Source organism: Methylibium sp. T29, from assembly GCF_000576205.1.
GTDB classification, from domain to species: Bacteria; Pseudomonadota; Gammaproteobacteria; order Burkholderiales; family Burkholderiaceae_C; genus Methylibium; species Methylibium petroleiphilum.
The window spans coordinates 1-12,797 of the sequence record NZ_AZND01000097.1; the positions used below are offsets into that span (position 1 = coordinate 1).

Genomic DNA, 12,797 nt, shown 5'->3' on the forward strand with positions numbered 1-12,797 from the left:
CGGCGAGGAGTCGCTTCCCGCGGCACCGGCCCAGCAGGTCGCGCTGCGCTGATCGCCCGCCTGCGTTCCGGCACGTCGTTGCCGGAGCGGCCGGCAGGGCTCCGGTAAACTGCCGCGGCAGCGCAACCGGCGATACGGCCCCCGAGGCCCGAGGTGGATCTCCACCAGGAAGCGCTGCCGGAAGTTCTGCCTGCTGCAGACCCGTTCCGCCGCGCGCCTGGGCAGCCCCCGGCTGCATCCGCCTCGCGGGTGCGCTGTACTGGGGTCTTCCTGATCGATGAGAACCGCCACCATGTTCGACCGCCAGCAATCCACCGTCGCGAACGTCGACGCCGAGCTTTGGGCCGCCATCCAGGCAGAGAACCGCCGCCAGGAAGAACACATCGAGCTCATCGCGTCCGAGAACTACGCCAGCCCGGCCGTGATGGCGGCGCAGGGCACCCAGCTGACCAACAAGTACGCCGAAGGCTACCCCGGCAAGCGCTACTACGGCGGCTGCGAGAACGTCGACGTGGTGGAGCAACTGGCGATCGACCGGCTCAAGCAGCTGTACGGTGCGGCCTTCGCCAACGTGCAGCCCAACTCAGGCTCACAGGCCAACCAGGGCGCGTTCTTCGCGCTGCTGCAGCCTGGCGACACCATCATGGGCATGAGCCTCGCCGAGGGCGGCCACCTGACGCACGGCATGGCGCTCAACATGAGCGGCAAGTGGTTCAAGGTGGTCAGCTACGGCCTCGACGCCAAGGAAGAGATCGACTACGACGCGATGGAACGGCTGGCCCACGAGCACAAGCCCAAGCTCATCATCGCCGGGGCGTCGGCCTATGCGCTGCGCATCGACTTCGAGCGCTTCGCCAAGGTGGCCAAGGCCGTGGGGGCCTACTTCATGGTCGACATGGCGCACTACGCCGGCCTGATCGCCGCGGGCGTCTACCCGAACCCGGTGCCGTTCGCCGACGTGGTGACCTCCACCACGCACAAGAGCCTGCGCGGGCCGCGCGGCGGGATCATCCTGGCGAACAACGAGGACATCGCGAAGAAGATCAACAGCGCGATCTTCCCCGGCCTGCAGGGTGGCCCGCTGATGCACGTGATCGCGGCCAAGGCGGTGGCGTTCAAGGAGGCGCTGCAGCCCGAGTTCAAGGCCTACCAGCAACAGGTGGTGAAGAACGCCGACGCCCTGGCGCGCACGCTGACCGAGCGCGGCCTGCGCATCGTGTCGGGCCGCACCGAGAGCCACGTGATGCTGGTCGACCTGCGTCCCAAGGGCCTGACCGGCAAGGAAGCGGAGGCCATCCTCGGCCAGGCGCACATGACCTGCAACAAGAACGGCATCCCGAACGATCCGCAGAAGCCGATGGTCACCAGCGGCATCCGCCTGGGCAGCCCGGCGATGACGACGCGCGGTTTCGGAGTGGAACAGGCGGTCCGGACCGCGCACCTGATCGCCGACGTGCTCGACCGACCGCACGACGAGAGCAACCTGGCCGACGTGCGCGCCAAGGTGGCGCTGCTGACGCGCGAGTTCCCGGTCTACCGTTGAGCCTGCCGGCGCCTCGCGGACTCCCTCCTCGCCTTCCGGCCTGAGCTGAGTGCGCTGCCCCTTCTGCGGCCACGAGGACACCCAGGTCGCCGAGACCCGGGAGTCCGACGAAGGCGACGTGATCCGTCGCCGGCGTCGCTGCCCGTCCTGTGACAAGCGCTTCACGACCTACGAGCGCGCCGAGCTGGCAATGCCGGCGATCGTGAAGAAGGATGGCAGCCGCAGCGAATTCGATCGCAGCAAGATCCGCGCGTCGATGATGCTGGCGCTGCGCAAGCGGCCTGTGAGCATCGACCAGGTCGAGGCCGCCCTCGGGCGCATCGAGGAGAAGATGCTCGCCACCGCCGCCAACGAGGTGCCGTCCGCGAAGATCGGCGAGATGGTGATGCGCGAGCTGAAGAAGCTCGACAAGGTGGCTTACGTGCGCTTCGCGTCGGTGTACCGGAGCTTCGAGGGCGTCGACGAATTCAGCCGCCTCATCAAGGACATTTGAACCCCCGAGCCTGTCACAGCCTCTGAGGCAGCGGCGGCAGCGCTTCCCTCCCCGCTTCCCCCGACGGGGCGACGCGCCACCCAGGCTGCAAGCCTAGATTCGCCTGCATCGTCACCACGATGTCCAGGAGAGGCCATGCGAACGCCGCAACGGGGATTCACCTTCATCGAGACGGGCGCCACGCTCGCCATCCTGGCGATCGCTGCAACCCTCGCGATCCCTGGCTTCCAGGATCTGCTGCAGCGAAGGCACACGGAAGGCGTGGCCACCGAGCTCGCCACCGACCTGCAGTTCCTGCGCTCCGAAGCGGTCGCCCGCAATCAGACGCTGCGCGCCAGCTTCTCCGCGTTGCCCGGCGGTGGCAGCTGCTACCTGCTGCACTCGGGTGCCGCGGCGGCCTGCCGTTGCCAGCCCGACGGCAGTCCGTCCTGCAGCGGCGACGCGCAGCAGATCAAGGCGGTGCCCCTGCCGGCCGGTAGCCGCGTCAGCGTGCAGGCCAACGTGGGCTCCATCGTCTACGACCCGCGGCACGGCACCAGCACGCCGGCCGCGACGATCCGCGTCACGGGTCTGGACGGCCGCGCGGTGCACCACGTGGTGAACATCATGGGCCGAGTTCGCTCGTGCTCCCCTCGTGCCGAGTTCGGCGGCTACCGCGCCTGCTGAGCCATGGCGCCCCGCCCGGGCATGACCGCCGCACGCGGTCTGAGCCTCGTCGAACTGGTGATCGTGCTGCTTGTCGTCGGCATCCTCGCGGTGATCGCCTATCCCAGCTTCATGGCGCAGTTGCTCAAGACCCGCCGCATCGAGGCCATCGCCGCGCTGGCCCAGGTACAGCAGGCTCAGGAACGCTGGCGCGCGAATCACACGACGTACGCCGACACCCTCGCGGCGCTCGGTCTGTCGTCGCCCGCGTCCGGCCGCTACCTGATCACGATCGACCACGGCGCGGTCGACGGCTACACGGCCACGGCCCGTGCCGTCGGTGCGCAAGCGGTCGACACGGCCTGCACCAGCCTGAGTCTCACGCTGGGCGGCGGCACCACCCGCCACGCATCGACCGGCTCCGCGCTCGCAAGCGTCTGCTGGAACCGGTGAGCCCGCATGGCCGACGCACGGATGTCCCGGCGGAGAAATCTCGCGTCCCAGCGCGGCCTGTCGCTGGTCGAACTGCTCGTCGGCTTCGCGGTCGCGCTCTTCGTTGTCATCGGCAGCATCGCCCTGCTCGTCGACCAGTTGCGCGACAGCCGCCGCCTGTTGCTCGAGGCGCGCGTTCACCAGGATCTGCGGGCCGCGGCTGATCTGATCACGCGCGATCTGCGCCGTGCCGGCTACTGGCAGCACGCGCCAGCCGGCGGGGCCAACCCGTACGAGGAAGTCACGACGGCCGGTCCCGAGACCGCGGCGGTCGTGCGCTACAGCTTTTCTCGCGACGCTCTCGAGAACGACAGCGTCGATGCCGCGGAGGCCACCGGCTTCCGACTCGGCGGAGACACGTTGCAGACGCTGAACGGAGGAAGCTGGCAGGCGATGACCGACCCCGGCACCGTGCGCATCACGCATTTTCGATCAGCCCGCGGGTCAGCGTCGTCCCGCTCGGCCAGTTCTGCATGCCGGCCTGCGCGGTCGGCACGGCGGGCTGCCCCGTGCTGTCGCTGCGCAGCTACGTGATCGAGTTGCGCGGGCGCTCCGCGACCGACGCCGCCGTGCAGCGCGAGATCCGGCAGACCGTGCGCGTTCGCAACGATGCGCTGCCGATCGGGTCCTGTCCCGCCCCGACCACATGAAGACCGGCCGCACACCCCAGCAAGGCGCCGCCGCGCTGGCCGTCGTGATGATCCTGTTGCTGGCGATGACCATCCTGGCCGCCTTTGCGAACCGCAGCCTGCTCTTCGAGCAGCGGAGTTCGGCCAATCAATACCGTTCCACGATCGCTGCCGAGACCGCCGAGGCCGGTCTCGAGTGGGCGCAAGCCCTGCTGAACGACGGTCGCCGCGTCGATGCGCACTGCCTCCCGGCCGCGGACCAGCCCACCTCGTTCCGTGAACGCTATGTCCCGAAGTCCTCACCCGATGCCGCCATCGCGCCCGTCACCACCGTTCGTCCCGGATGCAGCCTGGGCGCGACCGGTCTGACCTGCCATTGCCCGGACGCCGGCGGCTCGGCCGAGTGGACCCGCAACGACCCCAGCTTCACCGTCGAGTTCGCAGCCATCATCGGCGATCCGGAGGCCATCCGAATCACCGCCCGCGGCTGCTCGAGCCGCGGCTCGCAGTGCGTGCCGGGCAGCGACGCCGCACGTGCCGACGCCTCGGCGGCGACGCAGGCCATCTTCAAGCTCCGCCCTACCCTGCGGACAATGCCGGCCGCCGCGCTCACCACCGGGGGCCTTGTGGCCCTCGACGGTTGGCAATTGCTCAACGCCGATTACGCCACGCAAGGCCTGCTGATCGATGCGGGTGGCGCCATCACGCTCGGCGGCACGCCGCCGCTCCTGAGCACGTTGCCGGGCAGCCCGGTCGAGAACGCGCTGATCGAACGCGACGAGGCCTTGGCGCGGCTTGCATCAGCCGATGCGTCGGGCGCGGCCTTCTTTTCCGCGCTGTTCGGCAGCACGCCTGCGCAGTTCGCCGCGGCTCCTGCGACCCGGCGCATCGCCGGGTGCTCGGCCATCTCCTGCGGCACCGCCCTGCGAACGGCCTACGCAGAGGGCGACACGAGCTTCTTCGTCGATGGCGATCTGCAACTCGACGCCGCCGGCTGGCCCGGCGCTGCGGTCGGCAGCGCGGACCGGCCGCTGCTCCTGGTGGTCGGCGGGGCGCTGCGCTTCAATGGCGGTTTCCCCGCCCACGGTCTGATCTACGCAGCCGAAAGCAGCTTCGACCCCGGTGGTGCCATCGATCTGCAAGGGGCGCTCGTGGCACGAGGCAACCTCGCAGGCAGCAGCAACGGCCGTATCACCTACAACTCGCCGGTGCTGCGGCAGCTGCGGTCCGCAGCCGGACCGTGGGTGCGCGTGCCCGGCAGCTGGCGTGACGGTCGGTGTGCCGACGGCGATCCCGCCCGGCCCTGCGACTTGCTGCCCTGAAGCGCAATGCACACACTCGGAGCACGACATCAAGCCGCCGGCTTCACCCTGGTCGAGGTGCTGATCGCCGTCGTCGTTGTGTCGATCGGTGCGCTCGCCCTCGGCAGCCTGCAGGTCGCACTGTCTCGCCATGCGGATGCCGCCCGCCAGCGCACCGAAGCCACCCAGCTCGCCATCTCCAGGCTGGAGGAGTTGCGCAGCTTCGAGCAGGTGCTCACCGAAGCCGGCAAGCAGGCCTATGCCGATCTCCTCAGCGGCAGCGACCAACCCCTCATCGACAGCAACACGCGCTTCGAGCGCCAATGGCAAATACAAGGCACGGCCGACGATCCCTATCGCCGCGTCGACGTGCAAGTCACATGGGCCGACCGCAGCGGCGACACGCGCCAGACCTTCGTCAGGCTGGGCTCGCTGATCGCACGCGCGGAACCTGCCGACGGCGGCAGCCTGGGCCTGCCCCGGGTCGACGTCGCCGCACTGCTGCGTCCGAAGGCCGGGCGCTCGACATCCCGATCGAGGCCGAGCGACTGACCGGCGCGAACCGCGGCCGCAGCGTTCTGCGCTGGCAGGGTGCCAGCGGCGGCTTCCTGGTGTTCGACGACAGCTCCGGCGCGGTGATCGCGCAATGCACGACGGCGCCGGACGACCACACCGACATCGCGGCCACCTGTACCCCACTGCAGGCACTGCTGCTGCGCGGCGATCTATCGGGCTCCTGGGCCGCCGCCGTGACCGGCCTCTCTTTCAGCGCCACGCAGCATCTGCTGGCGGTGCCCGACTGTCATGTGGCCGACGCCGTCAGCCACAACGACGGTCGGCCCATCGCCGGCGTGCGCTCCTATGCCTGCCTGATGCGTGCGGGCGATCACGACACCGATCCGGGCACGCCACGCGCCTGGTCGGGACAGTCCCGCATCGCGCCCGAGCCCGCCGGCACGCAGCTCGTGTGCCGCTACACCACTGCGCCCTCGACGACGCGCAACGAGGAGCATCCGGCCCTCTACAGTCTCGTGACTCGATCGCTTCACCACCAGAACTTCCTGCTGCTGGACACCGGGGCCTGCCCGGCCGGGACCGCGCCGCACCAGCCGTGAAGCCGAACGCGAGTGACGCCGGCTCTGCGTCACCCTGCCGGCCTCGCGTATCGTCGAGGGCGTGAAGCTCACTCCCTCCGAATCCTGGGCGCTCGCGCTGCGCAACGCCAACGAAGCCATCGGCCTGTCCGATCCCAACCCCCGGGTCGGCTGCGTCATCACCGCCCCCGACGGTCGCCTGCTGGCCAGCGGACACACGCAGCGCGCCGGCTCGGCGCACGCCGAGGTGTCGGCACTGCGTGCGGCGCAGGCCGCGGGCCACACGGTGCGCGGCGGCACCGCCTGGGTCACGCTCGAGCCCTGCTCGCACCACGGCCGCACCCCGCCCTGCTGCGATGCGCTGGTCGAGGCCGGCGTGGCCCACGTGATGGTGGCGCTGCAGGACCCGAATCCGCTGGTCGCCGGTCACGGCATCGGCCGGCTGCGGGCGGCCGGCATCGACGTGACGGTGCTGGCGCCCGGCGACCCGGTTGCAATCGCCGCGCGCGAGCTGAATATCGGCTTCCTCTCCCGCATGCTGCGCCAGCGGCCGTGGGTGCGCCTGAAGATCGCCGCGTCGCTCGACGGACGCACGGCGCTCGACAACGGCCTGAGCCAGTGGATCACCGGCGATGCCGCCCGCACCGACGGCCACGCCTACCGCAAGCGGGCCGGGGCGGTGCTCACCGGCATCGGCACCGTGATCGACGACGACCCGCGGCTCGACGTGCGGCTCGTCGACACCGTGCTGCAGCCGTGCCGGGTCGTCGTCGACTCCAAGCTCGACATCGCGCTCGACGCCCGCATCCTCGCGCCACCGGGCGAGCGGCTGGTCTACACGGCCAGCGCACTGGCCCGCCATGCGGCGCCGAAGGTCCGTGAACTGGCCGAACAGGGCGTGTCGGTGCTGGCCTGTGCCAACGCCGACGGCAAGGTCGATCTGGGCGCGATGCTCGACGACCTGGCGCGGCGCGAGATCAACGAACTGCATGTCGAGGCGGGCAGCAAGCTCAGCGGCTCCTTCGTGCGGGCGGGCCTGGTCGACGAGTTCCTCGTCTACCTGGCGCCGCTGATGCTCGGTGCGGGTCGCGAGATGGCGCGCTTCGGTCCGCTCACTGCACTGACCGAGGGCCTGGCGCTCGAGTTCGTCAGTGTCGAGCGCGTCGGGGCTGATCTGCGCCTGATCGCCCGGCCGCCGGGCCGTGCCGATTTCTGAGCGTCGGCCCGAAGCTGCGCTTGCCCCCGCCGCAGCGGCAGGGCTGCGACGCTGAGACAATCGGAGCCATGTTCACCGGCATCATCAGCGGCCTGGGCCGCCTCAGCAAGGTCGCGCCGCTCGGCGCCGACCCGTCCCACGGCAAGCGCCTCACCATCGCCACGCCGCCGGGCTACCTGGCCGACGTGCAGTTGGGCGACAGCATCGCGCTCAACGGCGCCTGCATGACCGTCACGGCCTTCGACGCGGAGGCGGACTGGTTCACGGTCGACATCTCGGCGGAAAGCCTGGACAAGACGGCCGGCCTCGCCGACCCCGGACCGCTCAACCTCGAGAAGGCTCTGCGCGCCAGCGACCGGCTCGGCGGACACCTGGTATCAGGCCACGTCGACGGCGTCGGCACGGTGACGAAGTTCGCGCCGGTCGGCGAATCCTGGGAGCTTTGCATCGCTGCGCCGCAGGCGCTGGGCCGCTACCTCGCCTACAAGGGCTCGATCACCGTCAACGGCGTGAGCCTCACGGTCAACCGCGTCACCGACCACGCCGAGACCACCGAACTCGGCATCAACCTGATCCCGCACACGCTGGAACACACGACGCTCGGCACGCTGAGCGTCGGCGCCCGCGTCAACCTCGAGATCGACCTGATCGCGCGCTACGTCGAGCGCATGCTCGGCAGTCGCTGACGCCGCCGCGCGCCGGCAAGTCCCCCGCGCCGAGGCGACGCGCTCCCGCCCGCGCCGCTCCGACCCGCCACCTACAATCCCGCCATGGCCCTTTCCCCTGTTCCCGAGCTGATCGCCGAGCTCGCCGCCGGCCGCATGGTCATCCTGGTCGACGAGGAAGATCGCGAGAACGAGGGCGACCTCGTGATGGCCGCCGAGCACGTCACGCCCGAAGCCATCAACTTCATGGCGCGCTACGGCCGCGGCCTGATCTGCCTCACGCTCACCCGCGAGCGCTGCGAACGGCTGCAACTGCCGCCGATGGCCGCGCGCAACGGCACACAGCACGGCACCGCCTTCACCGTCTCGATCGAGGCCGCCAGCGGCGTGACCACCGGCATCTCCGCGGCCGACCGCGCACGCACCGTGCAGGCCGCGGTGGCGCGCGACGCGAAGGCAAGCGACCTGGTCCAGCCCGGCCACATCTTCCCGCTGCAGGCGCAGGACGGCGGCGTGCTGATGCGCGCCGGGCACACCGAGGCCGGCTGCGACCTCACGCTGATGGCCGGCCTGACGCCTGCGTCGGTGATCTGCGAGATCATGAAGGACGACGGCACGATGGCCCGGCTGCCCGACCTGGTGCTGTTCGCCAGGGAACACGGGCTCAAGATCGGCAGCATCGCCGACCTGATCGAATACCGCAGCCGCAACGAATCGCTCATCACGCGCGTCGCCCGGCGCGTGCTGGTCACGCCGCAGGGCCCGTTCGATTGCCAGGCCTTCCGCGACCGCTCGGGCGCCGTGCACTTGGCGCTGAGCGTGGGGCAATGGGGTGCCGACGACGAGGTGCTGGTGCGAGTGCACGAGCCGCTGTCGGTGCTGGACCTGCTCGACGCCGGCCGCTGCGGCCATTCGTGGCCGCTGCCACGGGCACTGGCCGCGCTGCGGGCGGCCGAACGTGGCGTGGCGGTCCTGCTGAACTGCGGCGAGGCGGGCAACGGCCTGCTGCAGCAGCTGACCGTGGGCCCCGACGCGCCGCCGACCCCGCGCGGCCAGATGGACCTGCGCACCTACGGCGTGGGCGCGCAGATCCTGCGCGAACTCGGCATCGTCCGCATGAAGCTGCTCGGCAGCCCGCGCCGCATGCCCAGCATGGTGGGCTACGGACTCGAGGTCACCGGCTTCGTCGCCGCCGAATGACACCGCGGCACGCCCTTCCACTTCGAGGTTTCGATGCAAGACGCTGACACCCAGACCACGATCTTCGGCAACACCGTCGCCGAACTCGTCGGCGAGAACCTGCGCATCGGCATCGTGCAGGCGCGCTTCAATGCCGCGCTCACCGACCGCCTGGCCCAGGCCTGCCTGGTCGAGCTGGAGCTGCTGGGCGTGTCGGCCAAGCACATCGAGCACGTGTCGGTACCCGGCGCGCTCGAGATCCCGATCGCACTGCAGGCGATGGCGCGGCGCAAGGACTTCGATGCGCTGATCGCGCTCGGCTGCATCATCCGCGGCGAGACCTACCACTTCGAGCTCGTCAGCAACGAGAGCGGCGCCGGCGTGACGCGCGTTTCGCTCGATCACGCGACCCCGATCGCCAACGCCATCCTCACCGTCGAGAACGAGGACCAGGCCTGGGCCCGCGTCGACGACAAGGGCCGCGATGCCGCGCGCGTCGCCGTCGAGATGGTCAATCTGATGGAAGAGCTTTCGTGACCCTCAAGACACCGACGGCAGCGTGCCGTCGCCCGCTCCGGCGTCGACCGCCGCCCGCCCTGGCGGCCGCAAGCCGGCGCAGAAGTCCTCGCGTCGGCGTTCGCGCGAGTTCGCGCTGCAGGGCCTGTACCAATGGCTGGTGTCGGGCAGCGAAGCCGTCGTGATCGAGGCCCACATGCGCGAGCTCGACGGCTTCAAGCAGGCCGACGCGGCGCACTTCGACGCCCTGCTGCACGGCTGCGTGGCCGAAGCCGCCGCCCTCGACGCAGTGCTGGCTCGCCACGTGGACCGCAAGACCACCGAGCTGTCGCCGATCGAGCACGGCGTGCTGATGATCGGCGCCTACGAGCTCAAGCACTGCATCGACATCCCCTACCGCGTCGCGATCAACGAGGCGGTGGAACTCGCCAAGAGCTTCGGCGGCACCGATGGCCACAAGTACGTCAACGGCGTGCTCGACAAGGCCGCCGCCGACCTGCGCCCGCTCGAAGTGCAGGCGCGGCGCGCGGCCCCGCCGCGCGACTGAGCTGCGGCGCCCGCCGCCGGCCCCTGCCCTCTCGTTCCGCTGCCGACACGGATGAAGCTCGCCCGGCGCCTCGACCGCATCGAGCCGTTCTACGTGATGGAGTGCGCCAAGGCAGCGGCGCGCATCGCTGCCAGCCCGGCCTGCGACCCGGCACGCGGCGGCGAGCCGATGATCTACCTGAACATCGGTGAACCCGACTTCACCGCGCCGGCGCCGGTGCTCGAGGCGGCGCAGCGCTGCCTCGCCGAGGGCCGCACGCAGTACACCCCGGCCACCGGGCTGCCTGCGCTGCGCGAGGCGCTGTCGCGCTGGTATGCGCAGCGCTTCGCGCTCGACATCGACCCGCAGCGCATCGTCATCACGGCCGGCGCGTCGGCCGCGCTGCAGCTCGCCTGCCTGGCGCTTTTCGAGTCCGGCGACGAGGTGCTGATGCCGGATCCGAGCTACCCCTGCAATCGCCATTTCGTCGCGGCGGCCGACGCCACGCCGGTGCTGCTGCCCTGTGGCCCGGCGCAGCGCTATCAGCTCGACGCCGCCGGGGTGGAGCGGGCCTGGAACGCGCGCACCCGCGGCGTGCTGCTGGCGTCGCCGTCCAACCCCACCGGCACCTCGATCGCCGCCGACGAGATGCAGCGCATCGCACAGGCGGTGCGCGCACGCGGCGGCGTCACGCTGGTCGACGAGATCTACCTGGGCCTGAGCTACGACGCCGCCTACGGCCGCTCCGCGCTCGCCCACGGCGACGACGTGGTGTCGATCAACAGCTTCTCCAAATACTTCAGCATGACCGGCTGGCGGCTGGGCTGGCTGGTGCTGCCGCCCGCGCTGGTGGCGCCGGTCGAGAAGCTGGCGCAGAACCTGTTCATCTGCCCGTCCAGCGTCGCGCAGCACGCGGCGCTGGCCTGCTTCGAGCCCGCATCGATCGCCGAGTACGAACGCCGCCGTGCCGCCTTCCGGGCCCGGCGCGACTACATCGTGCCCGCGCTCGCGTCGCTCGGCCTGCCGGTGCCGGTGCTGCCCGACGGCGCCTTCTATGCCTGGGCCGACTGCTCGACCCACGCCGGCAGCAGCTGGGACCTGGCGTTCGCGCTCATGGATTCGGCCCATGTCGCGCTGACGCCGGGGCGCGATTTCGGCCGGCACGGCACCGAACACCATCTGCGACTGTCCTTCGCCAGCGGCCTGCCGCAGCTCGAACAGGCCGTCGCGCGCCTGCGGCGCGTGCTGGCATGAGGGGCGCAGCGTGAGTTGCGTCACACACTCGGCCCGGCACGTGACACGCGGTTACCACGCCGTCCTGTGCCCCGTGCCTGCCTTGGTTGAGGGGCTCCATGGCATCGTCTAAGCTCCGCGTCGTGGAAAGCGCTTCAACTCTCACGCCGCCCCCCGGCACGCTGCAGGAGGCGATCGACAACGCCGAGATCGAAGACACCGTGCTGATGGCGGAGCTGCCGTCCGAGGACGGCGCGAGCCGCGGGCCGCTACCCACCATCGGCCAGATCGGCCGCTACGCGCTGAAGTACCGCATCGGCGACGGGGGCCTCGGCACCGTGTACGCCGCCGACGACCCGCTGCTGTCGCGCCGCGTCGCGATCAAGACACTCAACCTGATGCCAGCCGGCGCGCGCACCCCGCTCGAGACCGACGCGCGCGAGCCCTTCAACGCGATCTTCCTGCACGAAGCGCGCGCCGCCGCCCACCTGAGCCACCCGCACATCGTGACGGTGTTCGACGCGGGCCTGAGCCCGCAGGGCGCCTACATCGCGATGGAGCTGCTGAAGGGCAAGGACCTGCGCGCACTGTTGAGCGACGGCTGGCGGCCGACAGTGGGCCAGGCGGTGCTGATCATCCGCCGCGTCGCCGACGCGCTGGCCTATGCGCACAGCAAGGGCATCGTCCACCGCGACATCAAGCCGGCCAACATCTTCATGGTCGGCCGCACCCAGCCCAAGGTGCTGGACTTCGGCATCGCCAGCGTCGCGCACGCGCGCGACAGCGGCGGTGCGGTCGGCGGCTCGCCGCACTACATGGCCCCAGAGCAGGTGCGCAACGAGCCGACCGACCGGCGCACCGACGTGTTCTCTCTCGGCGTCGTGCTCTACGAGTTGCTGACCGGGCACCGCGCGTTCGAGGGCGACTCGCTGGCCGCCATCACCGGCGCGGTATGCAGCTTCACGCCACCGATGGCCGACGAGGTGAGCACCGCCGTGCCGCCGGCACTGGCCTCGATCGCCGCGCGGGCCATGGCCAAGCGCCCGGAGGACCGGCCGCGTTCGGCCCGGGCGCTGTCGCGCGACCTGCACGAATGGCTGCAAGCCCACCCCGAAGCGCTGCAATCCGGTGAGGACGACGCGCCGACGGCCGAGCGCCGCTGGCCCCAGTGGGCCTTCGGCAGCCTGGCCCTGGTCGGCGCGGGCCTGATCGGCTTCGGGATCTGGCACGGCCTCGCGTCGGCGCCGGCCGGGCAGAGCCTGGCC

General features: G+C 70.7%; 16 protein-coding genes and 1 riboswitch. All 16 genes read left to right on the forward strand.

Annotated features, from left to right (window positions below; all coding sequences use genetic code 11):
• The first annotated feature begins 112 nt into the window (after positions 1–112).
• Positions 113–230, forward strand: a riboswitch (ZMP/ZTP riboswitch).
• Positions 231–292: 62 nt separating this feature from the next.
• Positions 293–1,543 (forward strand): serine hydroxymethyltransferase, encoded by a 1,251-nt coding sequence (gene glyA, locus x551_RS12520; protein ID WP_036234514.1) that lies wholly within the window; start codon positions 293–295, stop codon positions 1,541–1,543.
• 49 nt (positions 1,544–1,592) lie between these two features.
• On the forward strand, positions 1,593–2,036 hold the full coding sequence (gene nrdR, locus x551_RS12525) for a transcriptional regulator NrdR (RefSeq protein ID WP_011830521.1): 444 nt from the start codon (positions 1,593–1,595) through the stop codon (positions 2,034–2,036).
• A gap of 135 nt (positions 2,037–2,171) precedes the next feature.
• Positions 2,172–2,702 carry a GspH/FimT family protein gene (locus tag x551_RS12530; RefSeq protein WP_036234515.1) on the forward strand — a complete coding sequence of 177 codons (531 nt, stop codon included), beginning with the start codon at positions 2,172–2,174 and terminating at the stop codon, positions 2,700–2,702.
• A gap of 21 nt (positions 2,703–2,723) precedes the next feature.
• Positions 2,724–3,134 (forward strand): type IV pilin protein, encoded by a 411-nt coding sequence (locus tag x551_RS12535; protein WP_036234517.1) that lies wholly within the window; start codon positions 2,724–2,726, stop codon positions 3,132–3,134.
• 6 nt (positions 3,135–3,140) lie between these two features.
• The gene (locus x551_RS12540) at positions 3,141–3,707 is read left to right on the forward strand and encodes a hypothetical protein (RefSeq protein ID WP_036234519.1); all 567 of its coding nucleotides are present in this window, start codon (positions 3,141–3,143) and stop codon (positions 3,705–3,707) included.
• Positions 3,683–3,823, forward strand: coding sequence for a hypothetical protein (locus x551_RS25845; RefSeq protein ID WP_155935848.1), 141 nt, complete (start codon positions 3,683–3,685; stop codon positions 3,821–3,823). The genes x551_RS12540 and x551_RS25845 overlap by 25 nt, the downstream gene beginning before the upstream one ends.
• On the forward strand, positions 3,820–5,124 hold the full coding sequence (locus x551_RS12545) for a PilX N-terminal domain-containing pilus assembly protein (RefSeq protein WP_036234525.1): 1,305 nt from the start codon (positions 3,820–3,822) through the stop codon (positions 5,122–5,124). Before x551_RS25845 ends, x551_RS12545 begins: the two co-directional genes overlap by 4 nt.
• 6 nt (positions 5,125–5,130) lie before the next feature.
• Positions 5,131–5,655: a prepilin-type N-terminal cleavage/methylation domain-containing protein gene (locus tag x551_RS23510; RefSeq protein WP_051495847.1), complete on the forward strand. Its 525-nt coding sequence runs from the start codon at positions 5,131–5,133 to the stop codon at positions 5,653–5,655.
• Between the two features lie 59 nt (positions 5,656–5,714).
• Positions 5,715–6,218, forward strand: a complete 504-nt coding sequence (locus x551_RS12555) for a hypothetical protein (RefSeq protein ID WP_036248764.1) — start codon at positions 5,715–5,717, stop codon at positions 6,216–6,218.
• Between the two features lie 61 nt (positions 6,219–6,279).
• Positions 6,280–7,413: a bifunctional diaminohydroxyphosphoribosylaminopyrimidine deaminase/5-amino-6-(5-phosphoribosylamino)uracil reductase RibD gene (gene ribD / locus x551_RS12560; protein ID WP_036234531.1), complete on the forward strand. Its 1,134-nt coding sequence runs from the start codon at positions 6,280–6,282 to the stop codon at positions 7,411–7,413.
• A 68-nt stretch (positions 7,414–7,481) separates the two neighbouring features.
• Complete coding sequence (locus x551_RS12565) at positions 7,482–8,099, forward strand: riboflavin synthase (RefSeq protein ID WP_011830528.1); 618 nt, start codon at positions 7,482–7,484, stop codon at positions 8,097–8,099.
• 84 nt (positions 8,100–8,183) lie between these two features.
• Positions 8,184–9,278 (forward strand): bifunctional 3,4-dihydroxy-2-butanone-4-phosphate synthase/GTP cyclohydrolase II, encoded by a 1,095-nt coding sequence (ribBA, locus tag x551_RS12570; RefSeq protein ID WP_036248766.1) that lies wholly within the window; start codon positions 8,184–8,186, stop codon positions 9,276–9,278.
• A 33-nt stretch (positions 9,279–9,311) separates the two neighbouring features.
• On the forward strand, positions 9,312–9,794 hold the full coding sequence (gene ribH / locus x551_RS12575) for a 6,7-dimethyl-8-ribityllumazine synthase (RefSeq protein ID WP_011830530.1): 483 nt from the start codon (positions 9,312–9,314) through the stop codon (positions 9,792–9,794).
• Positions 9,795–9,816: 22 nt separating this feature from the next.
• Entirely contained in the window at positions 9,817–10,320 is a 504-nt protein-coding gene (gene nusB / locus x551_RS12580; RefSeq protein ID WP_036234534.1) for a transcription antitermination factor NusB, read from the forward strand.
• Between the two features lie 51 nt (positions 10,321–10,371).
• Entirely contained in the window at positions 10,372–11,553 is a 1,182-nt protein-coding gene (locus x551_RS12585; protein ID WP_036236398.1) for a pyridoxal phosphate-dependent aminotransferase, read from the forward strand.
• A 98-nt stretch (positions 11,554–11,651) separates the two neighbouring features.
• Positions 11,652–12,797, forward strand: a 1,146-nt coding sequence (locus tag x551_RS12590) for a serine/threonine-protein kinase (RefSeq protein ID WP_253950367.1), incomplete at its 3' end; no start/stop codon positions are given.

What these genes read in the sequence shown, in the direction of transcription:
- ribH (WP_011830530.1), top strand. Translation starts at nt 9,312, where the DNA reads ATGCAAGACGCTGACACCCAGACCACGATCTTCGGCAACACCGTCGCC.
- x551_RS12565 (WP_011830528.1), top strand. Translation starts at nt 7,482, where the DNA reads ATGTTCACCGGCATCATCAGCGGCCTGGGCCGCCTCAGCAAGGTCGCG.
- ribBA (WP_036248766.1), top strand. Translation starts at nt 8,184, where the DNA reads ATGGCCCTTTCCCCTGTTCCCGAGCTGATCGCCGAGCTCGCCGCCGGC.
- x551_RS12530 (WP_036234515.1), top strand. Translation starts at nt 2,172, where the DNA reads ATGCGAACGCCGCAACGGGGATTCACCTTCATCGAGACGGGCGCCACG.
- x551_RS12535 (WP_036234517.1), top strand. Translation starts at nt 2,724, where the DNA reads ATGACCGCCGCACGCGGTCTGAGCCTCGTCGAACTGGTGATCGTGCTG.
- x551_RS12585 (WP_036236398.1), top strand. Translation starts at nt 10,372, where the DNA reads ATGAAGCTCGCCCGGCGCCTCGACCGCATCGAGCCGTTCTACGTGATG.
- x551_RS12540 (WP_036234519.1), top strand. Translation starts at nt 3,141, where the DNA reads ATGGCCGACGCACGGATGTCCCGGCGGAGAAATCTCGCGTCCCAGCGC.
- glyA (WP_036234514.1), top strand. Translation starts at nt 293, where the DNA reads ATGTTCGACCGCCAGCAATCCACCGTCGCGAACGTCGACGCCGAGCTT.
- x551_RS12545 (WP_036234525.1), top strand. Translation starts at nt 3,820, where the DNA reads ATGAAGACCGGCCGCACACCCCAGCAAGGCGCCGCCGCGCTGGCCGTC.
- x551_RS23510 (WP_051495847.1), top strand. Translation starts at nt 5,131, where the DNA reads ATGCACACACTCGGAGCACGACATCAAGCCGCCGGCTTCACCCTGGTC.